Here is a 23992-nt window from a genome sequence, read left to right on the forward strand (position 1 = left end):
CTACCCACCGAAGTCTGCTTCGAGGTATGTCCATGACTCACTCTGCGATTCTCCCTCCCATGTTTGCGATGGTTCTCGTCACCATGCTCGTATGGGTGCGTCTATACGTTGTGCGTCTTGCGGAGATGCGCGCCAAGCGCATTCGCCCGCAGCAGATTGCAAGCTCAACTCAAGCGGCCTCGCTCTTGAGCGATACGCAGGCGTCCGACAATTTCCGCAACCTTTTCGAGGTGCCAGTCCTGTTCCATGTCTGCTGCGTATTGGCTTTCTCCGCTCATGCAGAGAGCACAGCATTGGTCGCCTTGGCGTGGACGTATGCAATGCTGCGGGCCCTACATAGTTTTATTCACTGCACCTACAACCGGGTCATGCACCGTTTCCTGGTCTATGTTTCGAGCACCCTTGTGCTGTTCGCAATGTGGGGCGTGTTGGGCTTCGCGTTACTTGTCGCACACTGAAGCGGCCTGCGAATCCTCCTCGTCTGGTTGTCGCTACGCGCCGACGCCACCCCGAACCCTCACCACCTTGCCAAGGAGATTTCAGATGCCGATATATGTGATCCCGCACATGCAGCAGGACGGAAAGAATTGCTGGTGGTGGGCCATAAAAATGATAAAGCACTACCACCGCAACCTGGCTGACAAGAGTGAGATTGATATCGCGCTCAAGCGGATGAATCTGGTTTTCAAGTCACCAGAGGGTGGCTTGAGTTCGGACGAGATTGAAAAGTTGAAGGACTACAATTTCTCCCCGGTCCCACTGTCCATGTTCGGCCCGGAAAAATGCAGCGCAACGGACCTTGAAACCACCCTGCAGCAGCTGGGCCCACTTTTCTGTGGCGTCTTCACCAATCAGTTCTCATGGAAGTCCAATCATGCTCTTGTAATTTCAGGGGCCGGGTACGACCCGGACAAGCAGGAAAGCATTTTCTGGTTCAATGATCCCGCAAGTGAAACCGGCCCAAACCCATGGCCGCTAGACTTTCTGTTGATGCTGACCAAGTTCATCGATCTGAAGACAGGAGAGAAGGTCATTCCGCGAGTGACTCCCCTGTGGTACTACTCGGGCGCCCGTTTGCAGATTCACCCAGGCGAAGCCTAGGGAGCAAACCTCCTTGGCGGATTGTCACAAACTCACCGCCTCATCCGTCTGGTCAGATACGCTGCCCTCAGCGGACACATGAACTGACCGACATGACCGACAAACTCGAAACATTCAATGCCCACCGCCGTCACTTGATGGCAGTGGCGTATCGCATGCTCGGCACACGTGCCGACGCGGAAGACGTCTTGCAGGAGGCCTGGCTACGCTGGCAGGCGACCGAGATGCCCGACCTGCGCTCAGCCGAGGCCTGGTTGATGACGATCACCACGCGGCTGTGTATCGACCGCCTGCGTACGCTGCGTACTGAGCGCGAGCATTACACCGGGCCGTGGTTGCCGGAGCCTACGCTCGACGCCAGCCTCTTCGAGCTTGCTTCACCGGACCCGACACCCGAGCACATGGTGGAACTGGCGAGTGATTTGTCAGTGGCTTTCCTCGCGGTGCTGGAACGCCTGTCGCCGGACGAGCGTGCTGCCTTCCTGCTGCGCGAGGTTTTCGATTTCGACTACGACGAGATTGCGGAGATGCTCGAACGCAACGAGGTGGCCTGTCGTCAGCTGGTGCATCGTGCGAAGACCCGTGTGCATGACGAGCGACCGCGCATCACGGTGAATCGCGAGGCGCACAGGGCCTTGCTGGATCGCTTCAGGGATGCGGCTCGCACTGGCGAGCGGACAAAGCTGGAGGCTTTGTTCGCGACGGATGCGCAGTTCGTTGCCGATGGTGGCGGCAAGGTGCTGTCGGTGCTCAAGGCGCTGCATGGCGCCGAGCGCATCGTGCGTTTCTTCGAGGTGGTGGCACGCCGTGCAGGTGAGCACTTGAGCTACCAGCACGCACTCATCAATGGCGAGCCGGGCTTGCTGCGTTACTGGGACGGCAAGCTGGATGCGGTGATGACGTTGATCACCGATGGTGAGCAGATCCTCGCTTGCTACATCCTGCGCAACCCGGAAAAACTCGCCAATGTGCCGGCTGCCTATCTCGACGAGAAAATTTACCTGAGTAATTCAGCGGGGCTGTCACAAAGGCACTGAGCCCTGCGTCTTGTGGGTGTGCAGCAAGGTCTCCATGAAGCGCTGCACGAATCAACCAGACAGCTTGCAGGCCGCACGCAGGTCGGTGATCCGTCATTCTCGTGAAAGCGGGAACGACGAAGATCCCTTGAGCCCGATTGCATTGATCGGGCGGCCCCCCCGGCGTGGCATGCATTCTCCAATCCACTGCACACAAGGACTGACTCATCATGAGCACACCCCATACCGCTCCACGCCTGCCTTACGGAAAACTCGCCGCGCAGCAGACGCAGGCCCTCATCGCCTTCAGCAGCGCCGTCAAGGAGAGCAGCATCGGCGTCGCCCTCGTCGACCTGATCTTCCTGCGCGTGTCGCAGATCAACGGCTGCGCATACTGCATCGACTCGCACTGGCAAGACCTCGTCAAGCAAGGCCGCGACGCGCGTCACCTCAACTCGCTGGCAGCCTGGCAGGAGTCGCCCTTCTTCTCGCCGCGCGAACGCGCTGCGCTGGGCTGGGTCGATGCGCTGACACGCTCGCAACACGAATTGCAGGACGCCGCTTTCGCCGGGCTGCAGGCCCACTTCTCTGATCAGGAGATCGCAGAGGTCACCATGGCGATCGCCAACATGAATGCGTGGAACCGCATCGGCGTCGGCATGCGGGTGCCGGTTGCTACGGCATAGGCACCGGCCATCCTCGCACTGACACGGCCGGAGCTGCCCGGCCGTTTCTTCGCCCCTCTTTCACGATGCCCGCCGGACCGCTACAGTGCTCAGGGCGGCAATGCTGCCGCAGGCGACGGTCACGCATGACCGTCATCTTTCTGTGCCGTTGCCCTGCGACGTCCGCAAGGCAGGGCCAGCATACGGGAGGCGGGGTATGTCGGTATTCCTGGAAGTCGAGCACGTCACGACCTACCGCTACAACCAGCCCGTTGCCTTCGGTCCGCATCGCCTGATGTTCCGGCCGCGCGCCGCGCATGACATCCGGGTCCTGCGGGCGACGCTGGATGTCTCGCCCCATAGCAAGCAGTACTGGGTGCAGGACGTATTCTCGAACTCCGTAGCCGTTGTCGAGCCCTTGATCGAAGCAGACAGGCTGACGCTGCATGCGCGCTTCGTGATCGAGCACTTCGGCGTGCAGAACCTCGAACTGCCGCTGGCGCCTGAGGCTGAGAACTACCCCTTCCAGTACGGCGCGGAAGAGAGTCGCGATCTCGCCGCCTTCCTGCCACCACAGTACCCCGAGGATCAGGCACAGCTACTCGAGTGGGTGGCGCAGTTCCTGCCCCGGCGCGGCACCATCCACACCCGCGACATCCTCGCCAACCTGAACGCCGCGATCCGCAGCGATTTCCACTACCAGGCGCGTGACGCCATGGGCACACAACGCCCGGCCGAGACCCTGAACGCCAGGCAGGGCACCTGTCGCGATTTCGCCCTGTTGATGATGGAGGCCGTGCGCAGCCTGGGGCTCGCCGCGCGCTTCGTGTCGGGCTACCTGTATGACATGACACTGGACACGCCCGCCACGCCGGCGATCAGCAACAGCAGCCTGCAACAAGGCACGCGCCAGATCGAAAGCCGCGATGAAGTGCCGGTGCAAGGCGCCGGTGCTACGCACGCCTGGCTGCATGTCTTCCTGCCCGGCGCAGGCTGGGTTCCCTACGACCCGACGAACACACTCGTGGGCGGCACGGACCTGATCCGCGTGGCGTATACGCGCAAACCGGAGCAGGCCGCGCCGGTATCGGGCGCATGGTTCGGCGCTGCAGAGGACTTTGCCGGCATGGACGTGCAGGTCAGCGTGCGTCGTCTGGACGGGCCGGGCGACGCTGCCTCCGACACCGTCGCGGAATGAGCCCGGCCACCCCGGGTAAGCCCACACATCCGCGATTGCCCCTACCAACTGGAGCGCACCATGAACGCCTCTGAATCAACCTCTCCGCGTGATGCCGTAATCCTTGAACCGGGCCAGGGGCGCGCCTACCCGATGGGTCGCATTGCCGCCGTATTCAAGGCGGATGGCGCGGAAACGCAAGGCCGCTACTCCATCTCTGAGTGGAGCCTCGAACCACACACGCAAGGCCCGGGGCCGCACTCGCATGACGAGGACGACATCTTCTACGTTATCGAAGGAACCATGAGCGTGCTGATCGGCGAACACTGGACCCACGCAACCAGAGGCTCGTTCGTGCTCGTCCCCGGCGGCACGCTTCACGACTTCGAGAACAGGACAGGCGAACGCGCGGCCGTGCTGAACCTCTCCATCCCGGGAGACTTCGAGCAGGCCATGCCCGGCATCGCGGCATGGTTTGCAGAGCACCCACCGAAGAGCACCGACCCCTGAGCCGTTTTCACAGAGAAGACCATGAAGGTGATTCTGTTCGGAGCAAGCGGCATGGTCGGGCAAGCCGTGCTGCGTGAGTGCATGAATGATTCCGGCATCGAAAAAGTGCTTTCGATCGCGCGCAGCCCGAGCGGATTCAAGCACCTCAAGTTCGAAGAGAAGACCCAGCCCGATCTCTCTGACCTCTCCGCAATGGAAGAGGATCTGATCGGTTACCACGCATGCTTCTATTGCCTCGGCGTCTCTTCAGCCGGCATGAGTGAAGCGGCGTATCGCAGCATCACATTTGATCTGACCCTGGCCGCCGCAAGACCACTTGCCCGGCTCAATCCGGGCATGAGCTTCATCTACATCTCCGGCGCGGGAACCGATAGCAGTGAGCGCGGACGCAGCATGTGGGCACGGGTCAAGGGCGCAACCGAGAACGCCTTGCTGATGCTGCCCTTCAAAGCCGTGATGTTCCGTCCTGGCGGCATCATTCCGATGCACGGGATCCAGTCAAAGACACGCAGCTATCGCTTGCTGTATTCGCTGACACGCCCCCTGTGGGGCGTCATGCTGGCTGCGTTCCCGCAGTCGGTCAGCACGTCGGAACAGGTCGCGCGCGCGATGATTGCCGTTGCGCGACAGGGCGCGCCGCAATCCATCATGGAAGTGCGAGACATCAATGCTGCAGCCGGCAGGGCTGCCAGCGCTTAGGGCGAAACCCGCGCCCCCACGCGTACCGCTAGAGATCGCCCGGATCCACGTCCAGATGCCAGCGCAGGTCACGTGGCAGTCGCATGGCATGCAGGCCCATGACCCAGCTCGTCAGCAGCGTTTGCAGCATGGCGCGCGAATCAGCCTCGATGACAAGTTGTGCGCGCTCGAGGCGCGCGCGGCGCACGAGACGCATCGGCACGGGATCGAACAGGCGTACCGGCAGGCTGGTTTCGGTGGTGATCATTTGCGCGGCCATGCGCGTGATCCTGAGGAACTCGACAGCCTCCTTCAGCTCCGGCGCTTCCGCGCGCAGCACGGCGTGATAGCTGTAGGGCGGAAAGCCGGCCTGCTTGCGCTCGCCGAGTTGCATGGCGGCGAAACCAGGAAAGTCCTGTGACGCAAGGTGGCGGAATAGCGGGTGATCGACGAACTCGGTCTGGATCAAGACCTCGCCGGGCAATTCCGCGCGCCCTGCCCGACCGGCAACCTGCATGAGCTGCTGGAACAGACGCTCGGGTGCGCGGTAGTCGGAGGAATACAGCGAGGCGTCGGAGCCGACGATGCCGACCAGCGTGAGGCGCGGGAAGTCGTGCCCCTTGGCGAGCATCTGCGTGCCGATGAGGATGTCCACTTCGCCCGAGTCGATCTGGCTGCGCACGGCGGCCCACTGCGCCGGCGTCTTCACCGAGTCGCGGTCGACGCGCAGGATGCGCGCGGTCGGAAAGTACTCACCCAGGCGCTCTTCAAGGCGCTGCGTGCCACGGCCAAAGGCGTGCACGTCATGGCTGCCACAGTCCGGACAGGTACGCGGTACTCTTTCTTCCGCCCCGCAATGATGGCAACGCAGGATGGCGTCGGCCTGATGGAACACCATGTTCGCCGAGCAGTGCTTGCAGGCACTGACCCAGTTGCAGGTCGGGCAGGTAATGACAGGCGCGTAGCCTCGACGATTCAGGAATACCAGGCTCTGCTCGCGACGCTCCAGACGTTCGCGCAGAGCTTCGACGAGATGCGGGGAGAGCCCCTGATCGAGCTTGATGCGCCGCGTGTCGATGAGCCTCACTGAAGGCGGCGCTTCGGCGACGGCGCGCTGCGTCAATGACAAACGGGTGTAGCGCCCTGCATCGGCATGCAACCAGCTCTCCAGCGAAGGGGTTGCCGAACCCAGAACGATGGGAATGCCTTCGTTACGCGCCCGCCACACGGCCATGTCACGTGCCGAGTAGCGCAGACCTTCCTGCTGCTTGAACGACGCGTCATGTTCTTCGTCCACGACGATCAGCCCGAGATTCGGCAACGGCGCGAAGACGGACAAACGTGTGCCCAGCACGATGTCGACTTCGCCACGCAGCGCCTGCACGAAGCCGCGCGAGCGCGCGCCGTCGGCAAGGCCGCTGTGCAGGGAAACAAGACGCGCGCCGGGGAAGCGCCCGGCGACACGTTCGAGCAATTGCGGCGTCAGCCCGATCTCGGGCACCAGCATGAGGGCGGACTTGCCTTGCCCCAGCGTCGCAGCGATGAGCTGCAGATATACCTCGGTCTTGCCACTGCCGGTAATGCCATGCAGGAGGAAGCTCTCGAAGCGCCCGAGCGAAGCGCTCATGGCGGCCACGGCTGCCGCCTGCTGGGGATTGAGCGCCATGGCGTCGAGCATGGCGACGTCACCACTGACTGCGACCACCTCGAGCCAACCCTTGTTGCGCGCATCACGCAGGCCCGTCGCCGCGCCCTCGTCGAGCTGTTCCAGCATGGCGCTGCGGCGCATGGGTCCTGCGCTGCTGACGAGACTCACGGCCGCCAAGGCCCGCGTGAGTTTCTTCGCCGCCGCCAACGCTGCGCGCCCTTCTGCCGTCGCGGCGAGCAGCGGATCATCCTCGCGCGGCAGGCGCACCGCGCGCTTGAGCCCCGGCGGCAGCGCTGTCGCGATCACCTCGCCAAGCGGGTGCTGGTAATAGCGCGCGGCGAACTCCGCCATGGCCAACCAGGGGCCTGGCAAGGGTGGAACATCGATGAGCAGTTCGCGCAGCGGCTTGAGTTTATCGTGCGACATGGCATCCGCCGGGTCGAGCGCGACGATCACGCCAGTCTTCTCGCCAGGGCCGAAAGGCACGCGGGCACACAGGCCAACGGAGAGCCCATCGCGGTCTTCCACGAGGTAATCGAACAGGCGGGGTTTGGGCAAAGGCAGCGCAATGCGAGCCACCCGCAGCGCCACACGGCGGGCCGCGCCAACGCCCCCGTTTTCCGGCGAAACGGGCGACGTCACCCTATTCGCTCCGGCTCATCTTGGGGCATGCGCGCTTCGTGCGAGGCAGGCCGGCTTGAAAAGGTAGTGACATCATTAACTTGCGACACATTGATGAGGCAAAAGATGAGCTATTTCCTGCAAGCCGTTGCCGGTGAATTCCAAATTTCCTTGTCCACAGAAGCTGTGGATAAAAATGTGGGAAAGACTCTTTCGACAGTTTGTATAAAGCAGCTTGCACAAGCATTCTGTTTCATGCTAGCCACAGAAATATACACAATAGTCTTTTTAAAACAAAGACTTGATAAGCATTCACGAAATTGTAAAAAGCGCCCGGCCTCTTACGCTGCGATGGAACGGCTGTGTGTGCATAAGTCAAGCCCCGGGGAGCGGCCACATCCCCCATTCACGCAAATGTCATGCATGGAGAACCGCACCAATAAAGGCTTTTGGGCGAGTCAGGAACGTGAATTGCACCACACCGGGGCGCTCCGGGCGATGAGGTTTTCCAGATCGCCCACGTCACCCCTGAAACACGCTTTCTCAGAGCTGAATGATGGGGCTGACCCAGTCCTCGACCGGTGCAGCGGATTCGCCAAATGGCTGCTCGGCGCGCATGCGACGGCTGTGTTCGTGAACGGTCGAAACCAGCACGCGCACATTGTCGTGCGGGGCATGCTGCGAGATGCCGTGCCCCAGATTGAAGACGTGACCGTAGTGCGGGCCGAAGTCTTCCAGCACGCGCTTCACTTCGGCCTCGACGCCTTGCGGGCTGCCCATAAGCACGCCAGGATCGATATTGCCTTGCAGGCCGATGCGATGACCGACGCGCGCACGCGCCACGCCGAGATCGGTCGCCCAGTCGAGCCCGGCCGCGTCGCAACCGGTCTGCGCGATGTCTTCCAGCCATTGGCCGCCGCCCTTGGTGAACAACACAAGCGGCACCATTTCGCCATCGCGGGTACGCGTCACGCCATCGACGATCTGCTGCATGTAGCGCAGCGAGAATTCACGGTAGGCATGCGTGGACAGCGCGCCGCCCCAGGTGTCGAACACCATCACGGCTTGCGCGCCGCGCTCGATCTGCGCGTTGAGGTACTTCACGACCGTTTGCGCATTGATGTCGAGAATGCGATGCAGCAGGTCCGGGCGGCTGTACATCAGCGCCTTCACATTGCGGAAGTCGTCCGAGCCGCCGCCTTCGATCATGTAGCAGGCCAGCGTGAACGGGCTGCCGGAGAAACCAATCAGCGGCACGCTGCCCTTGAGCGCCTTGCTGATTTCGCTGACGCCATCGAAGACATATTGCAGCGACTCCATGCCCGGCACGCTCAGCTCGCGAATGGCGGCTTCGGTACGCAGCGGACGCTCGAAGCGCGGGCCCTCGCCATCGGCGAAGTACAGGCCGAGCCCCATCGCATCAGGCACGGTCAAGATGTCGGAAAACAGGATGGCCGCGTCGAGCGGAAAGCGCGCCAACGGTTGCAGCGTCACTTCCGTCGCGAAGCCCGGGTTCTTGCACAGATCGAGAAAGCTGCCTGCGCGCGCACGCGTCTCGCGGTACTCGGGCAGATAGCGGCCGGCCTGGCGCATGAGCCAGACAGGCGTGTAATCGGTGGGCTCGCGCAGCAGTGCGCGCAGCAGGGTGTCGTTGGTGGGACGGCTCATCGCACATCACCCCATGTCGGATCGGGAGGCGGATTGTAACGCTGGCAAATTGGGGCGGCTAATGAATTTCGCGTCTTGCACAGAAAGTATCAAGACAAGGGGTTCTGCACCTTGATCTTGTATCGATCTTGATCTGCGCAGCTACTTGCGCCACATGAAAAACGCGGCGCCGACCGCACGGATCTGCCAGGTTTGCGACCCGAAACAGGGAGAGCGACAAGACCCGGCCGAGCAGCAGCGCGCCAACCCAAGCCGGACGCCACACGCAGATCAGCCCCGGCGCAATCGAAGCAGCGCACGCGGCTGGGCAGGGAGACGGATACGGCTCCTGCAGCAGGCGCGCAGGACATCAATAGTCGTACGCGTGCTCCACGGTGACCTGCATGCCGTCGAACTCACGCAGCACTTGTGCCAGCTCCCCCACCCGCACCTCGAGCACGGCACGTTTGCGGCCAGGCTCGGTCAGCACCGGCTGCTCGAACAGGGTATGCACCCCGCGCGCATCAGGCTGCCACTGGTCGCTCACCAGCACGCTGACGAGGATCAGCGCATCGCGCGGGTTGCCGGCGATCTCGACGAAGTTGGCGCCGCTGCGTGCCAGTGCAGTCGCCACGCCCTTGAACGCCTCGTAGCGCGGCAACAGGACCAGTTCGCCGCCATCGCGGAAGCTGCTGACGCGCTTCATCTCGGGCCAGCTACCGGAGATGCGATCGACCCAGCGATCGACGACCACGGCCGTCGTCAGTAGCGGCGCTTCGTAACTGGCGTGGGTCGCTTTGCGAATGACCCAGCCGTAAAGTCCCTTGGCGAGATACTCGGTGCTGAGCGCGTACTTGCGCTCCCACTTGCGCACGACGTCGTCACCGCCGCAGCCGGTATCGCGCCACACCGCACGCAGCGGCGTCCAGAAATCGAAGTCATACCAGGGCGACACGCGAACGAAATCGACGTAGTCCTGCGCGACCTTGGCAGCCAGCTTTTCCTCGGCTGTCGGCCCATGTCGCCGCGTCAATTCACCCAGCCGGCCGATCAGCACTTCATAGGCTTCGCGCAGGCCGTACTCGATAGTCGTACTGGTCGCGATGACGACGATCATCACGTGATAGCCCGCATTGAATGTGCGGTCGCGCGTCGCCTTGATGACCTGCCCGTAGCTCGACCACAGCTGCCCGACATGACCGAGGAACGGGAACTCGCTGGGCGGGCGCTGCGCCGCCATGTAGCGCGCAAACTCGGCCGGGCTATGCACCAGATACCACTCGGGGAAGGTCAGCCAGGTCTGCTCTTCACCGCGGTGGTGCTCGACAGGCGTCAGGGATCTCTGGACATCCCTGGTGCTGGATGCCGCGATGCCACACGCCACGACGAAGCACATCGCGACCAGTGCACTCAGGATACGGCGCAGTACGACCCCGCGCATCAGGCTGCCCCGCCCAGGCCCTGCTTGGTGAATGCCATCAACACGTTGCGCGTCGGGTCGTTGTCCTGCAGCAGGCGCTCGCCGCTGTCCTTGAACCCAGCCGCCGCGAGGCGCGCCACCCAGTCATCGATCGAGGCGAAGAAGCGCGGCTCGGCGAAGTTGGTTTCCCACGATGCGCCGAGGCCCAGGTTGAAGACGGTGTGCGCCAGCGACACGAAATCGTCCATCTCCTGATTCGTGACGTCGTGGTCGCGCAGGATAAACAGGCCACCCGGACGCAGCACGCGGTGGATCGACGCGAGGAAGGGCTGCAGGTCTGGTGGATCGATGTGATGCAGGCCGATGTAGCAGGTGACGAGATCGACGCTGTGATCGCGCACATCGTCTTCACTGATGGGCGCGTACATGTCCAGCGGCAACCAGCGACCGATCTGCGACAAACCGCCCCGCTCCATGATGTCGGCCGGCGAGTTGGTCGGCGCCACGTCGTTGATCAGCACGATGTCGCCGCGAAAGCGGATCGGCCCTTTCAACGCGCTGATGTAGCGCCCTGTGCTGCCGATCTCGATGTAGCCGCTGATGCTGCGCTTGTCGCCCAGTAACTCCAGTGTCTGGCGCAGCATCTCCTTTTTCTGCTTCTTCAGCGCCGGCAAGGCGTAGGTGAGCTCCGACAGGAAAGGCTTGATCTGCGGCAGCATCTGCTGCACCTGACGATAGATCGACGAGTCGTCGCCATGCGCACGACACGCCTGACGGATCAGCGCATGGAAGCGGTCTTCCGGATACAGGTGGAAGATGTTCTGCAGGAAGCGATAGAAACTGTCGCGCTGATTGACATCGGCATACACGCGATGAAATTCCGAATCAGGCAACTCCACCGGCGCCTCGCCTTCATGCAGGGTCGGCACGTAGTACTTGTCCCACAGGATGTTGCGGAAGCGGTAATCGGGATCGAATTCGCGCTTCAGCGCGAACAACTCGCGCGCACCGGGGTAGGCGCGATGGAACTGGTCCGGTGTGGCATGTGGCTGGTACGGCAGGTAGTAGGTGCCGCCCACGCTCAGCACGGCATCGATCAATTCGCGCGTCCACACCGCCACGCGCTCACGCGCGTTATCCCGCGTACGCTGCTTGTGATACAGCACGAACGCAAAGGTCTCGCCACGCGCCCAGGCCAGCAGGGAACCGGGGTCGGCGGCCGCATGACGAATGGAAATATTCAGCACGTTCGCGCGGTGACGCTGCAGCACTTCCGCCAGCTTGGGCACGAATTCGTCAAAGCGCTTGGCCGGTACGAAATACTCCTGCAGCACGTAGGTCGTCTTCAAGCGTGACGGCGGTTCCAGCTCCGCAACGTCATAGCCTGCCTCGAAATTACGCCAATGCACCGGACGACGGAAATACAGCACCGGATCGTAGAGATGCTCCCGGCGCCACTTGCCGAAGCGGGTTTCCGACACAGCCCACAGCATCAGGCGTTGCAAGGCGTAGCGACGACGGAAAGGCTGGAGACGATAGGGCGCAGTGACGGGCCGCTTGGTCTCAACCCAGGTGACCGCGCGCACACTCGAATAGTGCGGCGGATAGATGTCGCCATTGTGGAAGACCGCCGTCGGTGCGTTACGCACCTTCTTCGCAAACCACTCAGCATATTTAGTGCTGGGCATCTTCTCGGCAAAACGCTCGACCCGGCAATTGTCGGCAAGCTCCAGCTCAGCCTCGACGATGACGCCGATCGCGCCGTAGCCCCCAATGGCCGCGTAGAACAGCCTGGCGTTGAGTGTCGGCGTCGCGTCGACCAGATCACCGTTCGCCAGCACCAGACGGATGGACCGCACGGAAAGAATCAGCGGGCCAAGGCCCGTGTAGCGGCCATGCACATTCACCGACAGCGAGCCACCCACCGTGAAGTTGGCGTAGCTCTGCATGATCTTGACCGACAGATCATGTGGATCGATGAAGCGCTGGATGTCACACCAGCGCACGCCCGCCTGCACGCGGATGATTTTTTCCTGCGGCGCGAAGAACAACACTTTGTTGAGCTTGCGCATGTCGAGATGCAGGCTGCCCGGACTGCCAGTCTGCCCGCCCATGCTGAAGCGACCGCCCCCCACCGAAATCGGCACTTTGGTGCGACGCACTGCCTCCTGCACATCCTCGACAGTCACGGGTGCAGAAACGGCCCACACGGAAACCGGATTGAGTCCGGTCGCATCATTGACGATGATCTGTTCGTTACTCATATCGACTAGCTCACCGTCAGGTAGTCAGCGTGACGCGCCAGACTGTCTTCGCCGTACTGGTTCTCACCTTCCGACCCAGCGCGACAGCACAACGTGACGAAGACCCACAGCGGACCGAGCAGGGGGATCAGCAGCACTAGCAGATACAACACCGATTGGCCACGGTCGTGCAGCCGCTTGCAGGCAATCGCCAGCGCCGCCCATGCGAAAAAGGGATAGAGCAGAAGCGTGCTTTGCAAGCCGAAGACCGTCTGCATGAACACATAGAGGATGAAGAAACCCGCCGCGAGGGCCAGCAGGGAAATATTGAAGGTGGAACGCGGAATGCGCCCAGAGAGTGTGAGGTACAGCCGTCCCGACGACATTGACATGCGCTCTCCGCGTCTATTGAGTGCCCGACCTATTTACCCGATTTTTTACCGTCACCGGCAGCAAGGCCTGGTGCCCGCTCCAGCCTTGCTGCGCGATTGTGCCACGCGCACCGCCATCTGCAAGGCCGGCTGCACGCACATTTTTTCGCCGACGCGACAGGCGGCCAAAGGCGAACAACCCTGATGCATACTTCGTGCGCCGCACCAAGCGAGGAGACAGTCCGCTTCATGCAAAAACTCTTTCACAGCAACGCACCGTCCTGGCCACGGCGTGCCGCGCGCACGGCCCTCTGGCTAGTGGCAATCGTCATCGTGATCGGAGTTGTCACGCCGATCGGGTTCCGCATCGCGGCGCACTTCCGCGAACGGCTTGCCGACGGTCAAGGCGTGCCACCCACAGGCCGCTTCATCATCAGCGCTGACGTCAAACTCTTCGTGCAGGAGTCCGGCCCCGCTGATGGCGTGCCGGTGGTATTCATCCCCGGCACCGGCGCCTGGAGCGAGACCTGGCGCGACACGCTCAACGCGCTCGCCGCCAAAGGCTATCGCGTCATCGCACCTGACCTGCCACCCTTCGGTTACTCGTAGCGCCCTGCCGACCAGGACTACAGCACGCCGCGTCAGGCACAGCGCATCCTCGGCCTGCTGGATGCACTCGGCATTCGCGATGCGATCCTCGTCGGCCATTCCTTCGGCAGCCGCGCCGCCATGCAGGTCGCCCTTAGCACGCCACAGCGCGTGCGCGCTGTCGCCCTGGTCGACGCCGCGCTGGCCGTCGACACACCACCCCATGCCTACGCACAGTCGCCATGGCCGCTGCGCTGGTCGGCGCTGCGCAATACCTTGATCGCCACGACAGCGACCAATCCGGCGCTGACGCGCTTCTTTCTCGAGCAATTCACGACGCGCCATGAAGCCCTCACCCCTGCGCGCGTCGACCTCTACCGACAGCCCTTTGCGCGCCAGGGCACGACGGCGGCCTTCGGGCGCTGGGCCATGCAGTTCGGCGAAGCCACCGAGGGCCTGTTGAGTGCCAACCCAGCGGCCTACCGCAAGCTGGACATCCCGGCTCTGCTGATCTGGGGCGAGCGCGACACGGTCACGCCGCTGGCGCAGGGTCGGCACCTCGCGAGCCTGCTACCGCGCGCCGAGTTGCAGATCCTGCCAGAGGCCGGCCACATCCCGCAGATCGAGACGCCCGAGGCCTTCAATGCGGCCTTGCTGGGCTTCCTCGGCAAGCTGTGAGCGCCAGGTCCGTCGCGTATTGACGGACAGTCGCCCACCCTTGCGCTAACATCCCGCCTTTGCCCGCTCCCGCAAACCCCGTGCGTCTACTCCGCCTCGCCCGTATCTCTCTCGTCGGCTTTCGCCATGGCCTGGATCAGATGATCCTCGACCATGCCGCCACGACCCGCATCGGCGCCTGGTTGCAGCGCCTGCTGCCACGGCGGCGCTTCGCCGAGTCGCCAGAAGTACGACTACGCCTCGCGCTCGAATCGCTTGGCCCGATCTTCGTCAAGTTTGGCCAGATGCTGTCCACGCGACGCGACCTGCTGGCCCCCGAACTGGCAGACGAACTGGCCAAGCTGCAAGACCGCGTGCCGCCCTTCCCTACCGAACTCGCGCTGGCGCGCCTGCAGGCGGAGTACGGCAGGCCCGTCAATGAAGTGTTCTCGCGTTTCGACCTGGCGCCGGTTGCCTCCGCCTCCGTCGCACAGGTGCACTTCGGCGCATTGCCGGACGGTACCGAAGTCGCCATCAAGATCCTGCGGCCCGGCATCGACAAGATCATCGCCAAGGACATGGGCCTGCTCGACGTCGCCGCGACCATCATCGAAAAGCTGTGGGCTGACGGCCGTCGCCTCAAGCCGCGCGAAGTCGTCGCCGAGTTCGCCAAGCACCTGCAGGACGAACTTGACCTGATGCGCGAGGCCGCCAACTGCTCGCAACTGCGCCGCAACTTCAAGGATTCGCCACTGCTTGCCGTGCCCGAGGTCTACTGGGACTTCTGCGGTCCGGCCGTGATGGTCATGCAGCGCATGCACGGCCTGCCGATTTCGCAGATCGACGTATTGCGCGAGAAGGGTGTCGACCTGTCAGCGCTGTCACGTGCAGGCGTCGAGATCTTCTTCACCCAGGTTTTCCGTGACGGCTTCTTTCACGCCGACATGCACCCCGGCAACATCCTCGTCGACACCGAGCTGCCAAGACGCGGCCAGTACATCGCGCTGGATTTCGGCATCATGGGCACGCTCACCGATCGCGACAAAGCCTACCTCGCGCAAAACTTCCTCGCCTTCTTCAAGCGCGACTACAAGCGCGTCGCGCAAGCCCACCTCGATGCCGGATGGGTACCTGCCGACACACGCGTCGACGAATTCGAAAGCGCCATCCGCGCTGTCTGCGAACCGATTTTCGACAGGCCGCTGAAAGAGATCTCCTTCGGCAAGACCCTGCTGCGCCTGTTCCAGACCGCGCGCCGCTTCCACATGGAAGTGCAGCCGCAACTCGTGATGCTGCAGAAGACCCTGCTCAATATCGAAGGCCTCGGCCGCCAGCTCGATCCGGAGCTCGACCTCTGGGACACCGCCAAGCCCTTCCTCGAGCGCTGGATGAACGACCAGATGGGCTGGCGCGCACTCTTGCGCCACGTCAAGGAAGAAGCGCCGAACTGGGCTGCCACACTGCCGCAGATTCCACGGCTGCTACATCAAACCCTGAATGATTCGAGACGTGATCAGGTAGCACTACAACTCTCCGTCATCGAGATGCAGATACGTTCGCAGCGGCGTATCAGCACGCTGCTGACAGCAAGTCTTGTCGTGTTGATCGTGCTTGTGGCATATCTGGTCTTACATCAATAGATGTCCGACGCCGTTCTCATCCGTGCCGCGTCCCTGGATGACGCGAAGCTGTACGAGAGCTTCATGACGGACATTTTTGCAGAGAACCTCGACACACTCTGCCCGAGAGCACAATCGCCAACGCTGGAGCAAGTGCGGTCCTGGATGGCTACACACACGGGTGAAAGCTCCATAATCTTCGTTGCCGAGAGCCGGGGCGACCTAGTTGGCACCATCAACCTCACGCGCTTCGGGCGTCCGCATGTTAACCATGCCATCGGGCTCGGACTTAACGTCAGGCACGGCCAGCGAAACAAAGGGATTGGAAAGGCGTTGCTTCAAGCTGCGCTCTCATGGTTTGACACAGTGTCAGTGCTAGAGCGTATCGAACTCGAAGTTATCAGCAATAACGCCCCCGCCATTCACCTGTACGAAGCCTTTGGTTTTGAGCGCGAAGGAGTCAAGCGCAAGGCCGTGAAGAAAGGAGCTCTGTACTTTGATCTCCATATCATGAGCATTCAGAAAGCAAGCCGTCACCCGCTCCCATGACTCTCCATTCCAGAGAATAAAAAAGCCTCCGTACGGAGGCTTTTTACTTTCGAACGTACAACATCAAACCAGACCAAGCCGCTGCACCAGCGCCGTCGTCAGCCCCGCCTGATTCAGCGTGTAGAAATGCAGACTCGGCACGCCGCCCGCAATCAGACGTTCGCACAGCGAAGTCACGACATCCAGCCCGAATGCACGCACGCTCTCGGCATCGTCGCCGAAGCCTTCGAACTTGCGACGCATCCATTGCGGGATTTCCGCGCCACAAGACTCGGAGAAACGCGACAGCTTGGTGAAGCTGGCGATCGGCATGATGCCGGCGACGATGGGAATCGTCACGCCGGCCTTGCGTGCTGCATCGACGAAGTAGAAGTACGAATCGGCATTGTAGAAGTACTGTGTGATCGACGAGCTGGCGCCGGCGTTCACCTTCTTCACGAAAGCCGCCATGTCGGCGTCTGCATTGCGTGCCTGTGGGTGCGTCTCAGGGTAGGAGGCGACCTCGATGAAGAACTCGCTACCGGACTCCTCGCGGATGAATTCCACCAGCTCGTTGGCATAGCGAAACTCGCCCGGATCGGCCATGCCCGAAGGCAGGTCGCCACGCAACGCGACGATGCGCTTAACGCCGATCTCGCGGAATTCGGCGAGGTGATCGCGGATGCTGTCCTGCGTTGCGCCGATACACGAAAGGTGTGGCGCAGCGTCATGGCCTGCAGCGCAGATCTCACGAACGACCTGCAAGGTGCGGTCGCGGGTTGAGCCGCCTGCACCGTAGGTCACCGAGAAAAACTCCGGTCCCAGGGTAGCGAGTTGTTCGCACACGCCCTGAAGCTTGGTCATGCCTTCAGGCGTCGCAGGCGGAAAGAACTCGATGCTGAAAGGTATCTTGTTGTTCATGTCTTGCTTCCGTCAGCAAATACGCGCGCATCACTGCGCGCGTATTCACGATCCATCAATACCGGTAGTGATCAGCCTTGTACGGACCTTCGACCGGCACACCGATGTAGGCAGCCTGATCCGGACGCAGCGTCGTCAGTTGCACGTTGAGCGTCTTGAGTTGCAGACGTGCGACCTTCTCGTCGAGATGCTTCGGCAGCGTGTAGACGCCGACCGGGTATTCGCCGGTCTTGGTGAACAGCTCGATCTGCGCGATGGTCTGGTTGGCGAACGACGAGGACATCACGTAGCTCGGGTGGCCCGTGCCGCAGCCGAGGTTCACGAGGCGACCCTTGGCCAGCAGGATGATGCGCTTGCCGTCCGGGAAGATGACGTGATCGACCTGTGGTTTGATCTCTTCCCACTGGTACTTCTCGAGCGAGGCGACGTCGATCTCGTTGTCGAAGTGACCGATGTTGCAGACGATGGCATTGTTCTTCATCACCTTGAGGTGATCGTGGGTGATGACATTGAAGTTGCCGGTGGTCGTCACGAAGATGTCGGCCTTGTCAGCCGCATATTCCATGGTCACGACGCGGTAGCCTTCCATGGCGGCCTGGAGCGCGCAGATCGGGTCGATTTCGGTGACCCAGACTTGCGCCGACAGTGCGCGCAGCGCCTGTGCCGAGCCCTTGCCCACGTCGCCATAGCCAGCGACCACGGCGATCTTGCCGGCGATCATGACGTCGGTAGCGCGCTTGATGCCGTCAACCAGCGATTCGCGGCAGCCATACAGGTTGTCGAACTTGGACTTGGTGACCGAGTCGTTGACGTTGATGGCCGGGAACTTGAGGTCGCCGCGCTGATGCATCTGGTACAGGCGATGCACGCCGGTGGTGGTCTCTTCGGTCACGCCCTTGATCTGCGCAAGGCGCGTCGAGTACCAGGTCGGGTCCGTCGCGACCTTGGCCTTGATGGCGGCAAACAGGATGGTCTCTTCTTCCGACTTCGGATCGGCGACAACAGACAGATCCTTCTCGGCCTTGGCACCAAGGTGCAGCAGCAGGGTCGCGTCGCCGCCGTCGTCGAGGATCATGTTGGAGTAGCCACCGTCAGCCCATTCGAAGATGCGGTGCGTGTAGTCCCAGTAGTCGACGAGGGTTTCGCCCTTGACGGCGAAGACGGGGATCTGCGCAGCAGCGATGGCAGCAGCGGCGTGATCCTGTGTCGAGAAGATGTTGCACGATGCCCAGCGCACTTCGGCGCCCAGTGCCGTCAGCGTCTCGATGAGCACGGCGGTCTGGATGGTCATGTGCAACGAGCCGGTGATGCGCGCGCCCTTGAGCGGCTGAGTCTTCGCGAACTCTTCGCGAATGGCCATCAGGCCCGGCATTTCGGTTTCGGCGATCTTGATCTCTTTGCGGCCCCAGTCGGCCAGCTTCAGATCGGCAATGACGTAATCATTGAAAGATGGATTTGCCACAGCGTTCATTGTTAGCTCCTTGAACGTATGGCCGGAGGGAGAGGTGTGCACTTCTCACCGTCTTCCCGTGTCCGGCACGGTTGAACAGGTGAGCGCAGTTGAATCTTGCCGGCCTCATTGAGCAAACTCATTGAGCAAATAAACTGCCGGGTTCCGAGCCTGGAATGCCTGAACGACATCTCGCAGCGCCCCTCGGAGAGATGCGGATTATACGGAGAAAGTGCCCGGCTGGCACCCCCGGAGTACCCCTGCCTGGCGGCGCCAAGCTGGCCCGCTGGGCTGACGGAATGCAGGGCGCTATAGTCGCGAGCTGCAGAACGTTGCCCAGCGCCCCTAATCCCGGAGTTTTTCGTGACAGACCCCGATTACGATCAAGACAACACTACACACAGCCATCTGGCATCTCCGACCGGCCCCGCAGAGCTGGTTGTCGAAGTAGACACGAGCCTCGAAGAACGCGTAGCGCTTTTGCGCGCAAGCGGCGCACGCTTGAAGCCGACCGGGGAAAGCGGCCTGCGCCCGCAGAACCTGCTGGTCATGCTGCTGTGCTGGGCCGTGATCGGCGGGGGCATCAGCCAGCTCAAAACCTGGCCAATGCTCGGCATGGTGATCATCCTCGCGGGCGTCCTCGTCACGGTCTTGTTGGCCAGCCGCCAGCGCTTCCTGCTGCTGGCGCGCAAGACGGCTGCGCAATATCGCATCGCCGTGCAGCCCGACGGGCTCTTCCTGACGAGCGACAACGGCGATAGCCGCATTCCGTGGTCTGCCGTAGAGAGCATCGAATCGCGTGTGCAGGTAACCCTGATTTTCCTGCGCAACTATCACGGCCTGTCCATCCCGCATCGCTGCTTCGCCAGCGAAGCAGCACGCGAGGAGTTTGTCGCAGCGCTCGGACAGCACGCAACGACAGCCACACATGTGACCGCTGCCCCGGTCGCGGTCGAGCCCACGCAAACCTCGTTCTTCCGCCCCCTCGTCGACAACCTGCTCGCAGGCCTGCTGCTGCTCTGCCTGCGGCGTAGCGCGACGCGTCACCTGCACGCATCAGTGCCACAGCTGGTGGGGCTGGTGACCATCCCCATCCTCGCAGGATTGGCGAGCGACCTGCTGCGCGCGGGCCTGGACGGCAGCTTCAATGGCTACGCCTTGACCGGCAGCCTGTATGGCCCACCCTGGCTGCTGCTGGCTGCGTGGCTTGCCGCACGCATTGCCGACAATCCATCGACCGCCTTGCGCGCCGCAGTCGGCGTGCAGGCCATGTGGTGCTGGATGGCGGTGCTTGCGCAGGGCCTCGGCTTCCTGCCGGAAACTGCCTGGCAGACGCTCGGCAGCGCTGCGATGCTGGTCTGGTGGTTTCCGTTTGCATACGGCATGTTCGCGACCGTGCCGGCACTGGTGCGCAGTACTGACATGCCGCCGGAGCAACGCGTAGGCGCCATCCTGATCGTCATGTGCCTGCTGGCCCTGCCGATGTTCCTGGTGCCACGCAACCAGCCGATGTGGGTCGCCAATGAACACGAGCCGGAATCCACCGCCGAACAGCGCGAGCGCTGGGAAGCGCCGACCCGCGAAGCCATCCTCTACAGCCAGCCGCGCCTGCTCGCCGAAGCGATGGCACAGGTCAAACCCGGTCAGCCGGGCAAGCCCGAACTGTTCCTGCTGTCCCTTGGCGGACATGGCAGCCAGGACGTGTTCATGCGCGAAGTGAAGAGCGTGAACCAGTTGTTTGCGGAGCGCTTCGGCACGGCTGGCCACAGCGCCGTACTGCTCAACAACCCGACTACCCTGAATGAATATCCGCTGGCCAGCGTGACGGCACTGGACGAAGCCCTGCACGGCATCGGCGAGCGCATGAATCGCGACGAGGACGTCCTGCTGCTGTTCATGACCTCACATGGCGGCGATGACTTCCGCTTCGACATCAGCATGTGGCCGTTCAAGTTCGACGATCTCACGCCGCAACGCCTCAAGACGGCGCTGGACAAGGCCGGCATCCGTCATCGCGTAGTCATCGTGTCGTCGTGCTACTCGGGCGGTTTCGTACCGCCGCTGGCCGATGCCAACACCTGGGTGATGACGGCGGCGCGCGCCGATCGCAACTCGCACGGTTGCAGCCATGAAGCGGACTGGACTTTCTTCGGACGCGCTTTCTTCGATGAAGCGCTGCGCAAGACGCGCTCGCTCGAAGAAGCATTCGACATGGCAAAACAAGCCATTGCCGAGCGTGAGAAAGCAGAAGGACTGACGCCGTCGGAGCCGCAGGTGGGCGGCGGGGAAACTGTGAAGCCGCTGTTGCGGCGGATTACACAGGCATCGGGAAGCTAAGGACGCTCAGGCCGGCACGCCAGCGCTGTTCATCCACAACGAATCCAGATCGGCGAACTTCCAGGTGTCCGGATCTTCGCGGCTGGCGATACCGTCACCCGTCGTCTTGTCTGACAGATCGAGGCGCAGGGGCTCGAAGCGCGCCTTGCGCTGGGTGGAGTAGAAGGCCAGCACGATGGGCGCCAGCAGCGAGCTCTGCGACTGCTCGGCAACGACAGCAATGCGGCCCGAGTGCAGGCGCACCAGCGAGCCGATGGGGTAGATGCCGAGGCTGCGCACAAAGGCATGGAATACGGACTCGTCGAAATGCCCCTTGCACCACTCCGTCATCTTGCGCAGTGATTCGGCCGGATCCCAGCCGCGCTTGTAAGGGCGATTCGAGGTGATCGCGTCGTACACATCACACACCGCGCCCATGCGCGCGAGCAGGCTGATCTGCTCGCCCGCCAGCTTGTGCGGGTAGCCCGAGCCGTCCATTTTCTCGTGATGGTGCAGACAGACGTCCAGCGCGGCCTCGCTCACGCCAGTCCCTTCGAGCAACATGCGATAGCCTGCTTCGGGATGCGCACGCACGACATCAAACTCACCATCGGTCAGACGCCCGGGCTTGTTGAGAATCTCGTTCGGTATATGCATCTTGCCTATGTCGTGCAGCAAGCCAGCCATGCCGGCGTCGCGCACCTGTGTATCGTCGAGGCGCAGTTGTCGCGCCAGCGAAATCATCAGTGCACACACTGCAACGGAATGCATATAGGTGTAGTCGTCGCTGGTTTTCAGGCGAGCGAGACTGATCAGGGCCCCAGGGTTGCGGAAGACCGAGGCCGAGATTTCCTCGACGAGGGACACCGCTCCGGTTGCATCGAGGGCACGCCCCATGCGCGCTTCGGAAAACATCGTTGCGACCGCGTCGCGCGTCCGGTCACAGATGCGCGCGGCGCGCTGCATCTCTTCGGCCATGGAACAGCGCTCGAGCGACAGGGCGCCGTCATCAATGGCAGCCAGCTCCTGGTCCGTAACGCGGTCCGACTCGGGCTTGGTCAGCGCCTGCGGCTCGGCCTCGGGCTCGACGTCGAGCCCCGCGCTGGTGTCGATCCAAGCCTCGCGCACCCCGCTCTTGCGGATGCGGTCCAGCTCCTTCTCCTGCGCAATGAGGAATGAGGAACGCCAGAACGGATGTTCGAGCCAGGAGCCGCAAAGCTCATGGAGATACATACCGATGCGAAGCTGATCGACCCTGATGCGTTTGAGCATGGCCCCGATTGAACAAGATTATGTGGGCGCAGCACATACCCCGCAGCATGCCGCGCATCCCTTTGTTCATAACGGCGACGCCGGCCCGAACTTGACCGGACACGGCGGGTCCAACAGGTGAAAACACGTAAAAAAGGCCGCTTGCAGCGGCCTTTTTTGTTGCAGAGTGTTTCGTGTCGATTCCTCGTGACACGACTTCATCTGCCCTTCCCGGTCTTAGAGACCTGCGTCAGCGCGAATCGCGGCCGCCTTGTTCGTGCTTTCCCAGGTGAACTCGGGCTCGTCACGGCCAAAGTGACCATACGCGGCAGTCTTCGAATAAATCGGACGCAGCAGATCGAGCGACTGGATGATGCCTTTTGGACGCAGATCAAAGTGGCGTTCGATCAGGGCAACGATCTTGTCGTCCGCAATCTTGCCCGTACCGAAAGTATTGACCGACAGCGACACTGGCTTGGCCACGCCAATGGCGTAGGCAACCTGTACTTCAATACGATCAGCCACTCCGGCTGCGACCAGGTTCTTGGCAACGTGACGCGCAGCATAAGCAGCCGAACGGTCCACCTTCGATGGATCCTTGCCCGAGAACGCGCCGCCGCCGTGACGGCCCATGCCGCCGTAGCTGTCGACGATGATCTTGCGACCGGTCAGGCCGCAATCGCCGTGCGGGCCGCCGATAACGAAACGCCCTGTCGGGTTAACCAGGTAACGCACGTTGCCGGTAATGAGCTCCTTCGGCAGCACCGGCTTGATGATTTCTTCGATCACCGCCTCGGACAGCTGAGCGTGCGAAACGTCCGGGCTGTGCTGGGTCGACACGACAACGGTGTCGATGGCGACCGGCTTGTTGTCTACATACTTGACCGTCAGCTGGCTCTTCGCGTCCGGACGCAGCCATGGCAGGCGGCCGTCCTTACGCACTTCAGCCTGGCGCTGCATGATGCGGTGCGCATAGTAGATCGGCAGCGGCATGAGGCTGGGGGTCTCGTTGCTGGCGTAGCCGAACATCAGGCCCTGGTCGCCCGCGCCCTGGTCGAGATCGATGCCCTCGCCTTCGTTGACGCCCGCAGCGATATCGCTGGACTGGCGATTGATGGCCGTCAGGATCGCGCAACTCTTGTAGTCGAAACCGATATCGGAGTTGTCGTAGCCAATGCGGCGCACGGTGTCCTGTGCGATCTCACGGTAGTTGATGTGCGAATTGGTGGTGATTTCACCCGAGATCACGACGAGGCCGGTGGACACCAGCGTTTCGCAGGCCACACGGCCGCGCGGGTCGACGGCGAGAATCGCGTCCAGCACCGCATCGGAAATCTGGTCCGCAACCTTGTCTGGATGGCCTTCCGAGACCGACTCGGAAGAGAAGAGGAATTCATTGCTCATATGTCTGCTCCTGAAACGAAAAACCCCGGAATCATCGGCGCGGCCGACTCCGGGGTTCGAGCGGACGACGCTTTAGCAGCATTTCGGCATGACCAGTCAGACCTCATGTTCAACAATGAGTCTGGCCGCTCGGCCCACGCCCTGCAAGTTGTCTTTAACTC

19 protein-coding genes, 1 pseudogene and 1 riboswitch are annotated in these 23992 nt (G+C 62.2%); of the genes and pseudogenes, 11 read left to right on the forward strand and 9 right to left on the reverse strand.

What is annotated here, in order from left to right:
* Positions 1-32 precede the first annotated feature (32 nt).
* The 7 genes from VVD49_RS01980 to VVD49_RS02010 all read left to right on the forward strand — a co-directional run bounded on the left by VVD49_RS01980 (position 33) and on the right by VVD49_RS02010 (position 5168).
* Entirely contained in the window at positions 33-458 is a 426-nt protein-coding gene (locus VVD49_RS01980; RefSeq protein ID WP_327597449.1) for an MAPEG family protein, read from the forward strand.
* A gap of 85 nt (positions 459-543) precedes the next feature.
* On the forward strand, positions 544-1101 hold the full coding sequence (locus tag VVD49_RS01985) for a papain-like cysteine protease family protein (RefSeq protein ID WP_327597450.1): 558 nt from the start codon (positions 544-546) through the stop codon (positions 1099-1101).
* 92 nt (positions 1102-1193) lie between these two features.
* On the forward strand, positions 1194-2138 hold the full coding sequence (locus VVD49_RS01990) for an RNA polymerase sigma-70 factor (RefSeq protein WP_327597451.1): 945 nt from the start codon (positions 1194-1196) through the stop codon (positions 2136-2138).
* Between the two features lie 209 nt (positions 2139-2347).
* Entirely contained in the window at positions 2348-2803 is a 456-nt protein-coding gene (locus VVD49_RS01995) for a carboxymuconolactone decarboxylase family protein (protein ID WP_327597452.1), read from the forward strand.
* A 196-nt stretch (positions 2804-2999) separates the two neighbouring features.
* On the forward strand, positions 3000-3980 hold the full coding sequence (locus VVD49_RS02000) for a transglutaminase family protein (RefSeq protein WP_327597453.1): 981 nt from the start codon (positions 3000-3002) through the stop codon (positions 3978-3980).
* Between the two features lie 60 nt (positions 3981-4040).
* Positions 4041-4469, forward strand: a complete 429-nt coding sequence (locus tag VVD49_RS02005) for a cupin domain-containing protein (protein ID WP_327597454.1) — start codon at positions 4041-4043, stop codon at positions 4467-4469.
* Between the two features lie 21 nt (positions 4470-4490).
* Positions 4491-5168 (forward strand): Rossmann-fold NAD(P)-binding domain-containing protein, encoded by a 678-nt coding sequence (locus VVD49_RS02010; protein ID WP_327597455.1) that lies wholly within the window; start codon positions 4491-4493, stop codon positions 5166-5168.
* A 28-nt stretch (positions 5169-5196) separates the two neighbouring features.
* On the opposite strand, the gene VVD49_RS02015 is transcribed toward VVD49_RS02010, so the two are convergent.
* From VVD49_RS02015 to VVD49_RS02035, 5 genes are all read right to left on the reverse strand, one after another.
* Positions 5197-7380, reverse strand: coding sequence for a primosomal protein N' (locus tag VVD49_RS02015; protein ID WP_327598930.1), 2184 nt, complete (start codon positions 7378-7380; stop codon positions 5197-5199).
* A 579-nt stretch (positions 7381-7959) separates the two neighbouring features.
* The gene (gene hemE, locus VVD49_RS02020; RefSeq protein ID WP_327597456.1) at positions 7960-9084 is read right to left on the reverse strand and encodes a uroporphyrinogen decarboxylase; all 1125 of its coding nucleotides are present in this window, start codon (positions 9082-9084) and stop codon (positions 7960-7962) included.
* A 349-nt stretch (positions 9085-9433) separates the two neighbouring features.
* Entirely contained in the window at positions 9434-10504 is a 1071-nt protein-coding gene (locus VVD49_RS02025; protein WP_327597457.1) for a hypothetical protein, read from the reverse strand.
* A complete protein-coding gene (locus VVD49_RS02030) occupies positions 10504-12747 on the reverse strand; it encodes an FAD-binding protein (protein ID WP_327597458.1) in 2244 nt (747 codons plus the stop codon). Before VVD49_RS02030 ends, VVD49_RS02025 begins: the two co-directional genes overlap by 1 nt.
* 5 nt (positions 12748-12752) lie before the next feature.
* On the reverse strand, positions 12753-13118 hold the full coding sequence (locus tag VVD49_RS02035) for a DUF805 domain-containing protein (RefSeq protein ID WP_327597459.1): 366 nt from the start codon (positions 13116-13118) through the stop codon (positions 12753-12755).
* A 228-nt stretch (positions 13119-13346) separates the two neighbouring features.
* Between VVD49_RS02035 and VVD49_RS02040 the strand changes: the two are divergent.
* The 3 genes and pseudogenes from VVD49_RS02040 (at position 13347) to VVD49_RS02050 (ending at position 16510) form a co-directional block, all read left to right on the forward strand.
* Positions 13347-14363: pseudogene (locus VVD49_RS02040) on the forward strand (alpha/beta fold hydrolase).
* 80 nt (positions 14364-14443) lie between these two features.
* Entirely contained in the window at positions 14444-15982 is a 1539-nt protein-coding gene (ubiB, locus tag VVD49_RS02045) for a ubiquinone biosynthesis regulatory protein kinase UbiB (protein WP_327597460.1), read from the forward strand.
* On the forward strand, positions 15983-16510 hold the full coding sequence (locus VVD49_RS02050) for a GNAT family N-acetyltransferase (RefSeq protein WP_327597461.1): 528 nt from the start codon (positions 15983-15985) through the stop codon (positions 16508-16510).
* A 63-nt stretch (positions 16511-16573) separates the two neighbouring features.
* On the opposite strand, the gene metF is transcribed toward VVD49_RS02050, so the two are convergent.
* Both metF and ahcY read right to left on the reverse strand, forming a co-directional pair.
* Positions 16574-17410, reverse strand: coding sequence for a methylenetetrahydrofolate reductase [NAD(P)H] (gene metF / locus VVD49_RS02055; RefSeq protein WP_327597462.1), 837 nt, complete (start codon positions 17408-17410; stop codon positions 16574-16576).
* A 55-nt stretch (positions 17411-17465) separates the two neighbouring features.
* Entirely contained in the window at positions 17466-18881 is a 1416-nt protein-coding gene (gene ahcY / locus VVD49_RS02060; protein WP_327597463.1) for an adenosylhomocysteinase, read from the reverse strand.
* A gap of 74 nt (positions 18882-18955) precedes the next feature.
* A riboswitch (S-adenosyl-L-homocysteine riboswitch) is annotated at positions 18956-19072 on the reverse strand.
* Between the two features lie 151 nt (positions 19073-19223).
* On the opposite strand from ahcY, the gene VVD49_RS02065 reads away from it, so the two are divergent.
* Positions 19224-21197 (forward strand): C13 family peptidase, encoded by a 1974-nt coding sequence (locus VVD49_RS02065; protein WP_327597464.1) that lies wholly within the window; start codon positions 19224-19226, stop codon positions 21195-21197.
* Positions 21198-21203: 6 nt separating this feature from the next.
* Here the strand turns inward: VVD49_RS02065 and VVD49_RS02070 are convergent, their stop codons facing one another.
* The gene (locus tag VVD49_RS02070) at positions 21204-22448 is read right to left on the reverse strand and encodes an HD-GYP domain-containing protein (RefSeq protein WP_327597465.1); all 1245 of its coding nucleotides are present in this window, start codon (positions 22446-22448) and stop codon (positions 21204-21206) included.
* A gap of 216 nt (positions 22449-22664) precedes the next feature.
* A complete protein-coding gene (gene metK / locus VVD49_RS02075) occupies positions 22665-23831 on the reverse strand; it encodes a methionine adenosyltransferase (RefSeq protein WP_327597466.1) in 1167 nt (388 codons plus the stop codon).
* Between the last annotated feature and the right edge of the window lie 161 nt (positions 23832-23992).

This window comes from Uliginosibacterium silvisoli (assembly GCF_036017035.1).
Taxonomy (GTDB): domain Bacteria; phylum Pseudomonadota; class Gammaproteobacteria; order Burkholderiales; family Rhodocyclaceae; genus Viridibacterium; species Viridibacterium silvisoli.

Bases quoted from the DNA above. Each gene is read 5' to 3' on its own strand.
- VVD49_RS02035 (WP_327597459.1), bottom strand. From the start codon at position 13,118: ATGTCAATGTCGTCGGGACGGCTGTACCTCACACTCTCTGGGCGCATT.
- VVD49_RS02025 (WP_327597457.1), bottom strand. From the start codon at position 10,504: ATGCGCGGGGTCGTACTGCGCCGTATCCTGAGTGCACTGGTCGCGATG.
- VVD49_RS01980 (WP_327597449.1), top strand. From the start codon at position 33: ATGACTCACTCTGCGATTCTCCCTCCCATGTTTGCGATGGTTCTCGTC.
- metF (WP_327597462.1), bottom strand. From the start codon at position 17,410: ATGAACAACAAGATACCTTTCAGCATCGAGTTCTTTCCGCCTGCGACG.
- VVD49_RS02005 (WP_327597454.1), top strand. From the start codon at position 4,041: ATGAACGCCTCTGAATCAACCTCTCCGCGTGATGCCGTAATCCTTGAA.
- hemE (WP_327597456.1), bottom strand. From the start codon at position 9,084: ATGAGCCGTCCCACCAACGACACCCTGCTGCGCGCACTGCTGCGCGAG.
- VVD49_RS02050 (WP_327597461.1), top strand. From the start codon at position 15,983: ATGTCCGACGCCGTTCTCATCCGTGCCGCGTCCCTGGATGACGCGAAG.
- VVD49_RS02000 (WP_327597453.1), top strand. From the start codon at position 3,000: ATGTCGGTATTCCTGGAAGTCGAGCACGTCACGACCTACCGCTACAAC.
- metK (WP_327597466.1), bottom strand. From the start codon at position 23,831: ATGAGCAATGAATTCCTCTTCTCTTCCGAGTCGGTCTCGGAAGGCCAT.
- VVD49_RS01990 (WP_327597451.1), top strand. From the start codon at position 1,194: ATGACCGACAAACTCGAAACATTCAATGCCCACCGCCGTCACTTGATG.
- VVD49_RS01985 (WP_327597450.1), top strand. From the start codon at position 544: ATGCCGATATATGTGATCCCGCACATGCAGCAGGACGGAAAGAATTGC.
- VVD49_RS02010 (WP_327597455.1), top strand. From the start codon at position 4,491: ATGAAGGTGATTCTGTTCGGAGCAAGCGGCATGGTCGGGCAAGCCGTG.
- VVD49_RS02030 (WP_327597458.1), bottom strand. From the start codon at position 12,747: ATGAGTAACGAACAGATCATCGTCAATGATGCGACCGGACTCAATCCG.
- ahcY (WP_327597463.1), bottom strand. From the start codon at position 18,881: ATGAACGCTGTGGCAAATCCATCTTTCAATGATTACGTCATTGCCGAT.
- VVD49_RS02070 (WP_327597465.1), bottom strand. From the start codon at position 22,448: ATGCTCAAACGCATCAGGGTCGATCAGCTTCGCATCGGTATGTATCTC.
- VVD49_RS01995 (WP_327597452.1), top strand. From the start codon at position 2,348: ATGAGCACACCCCATACCGCTCCACGCCTGCCTTACGGAAAACTCGCC.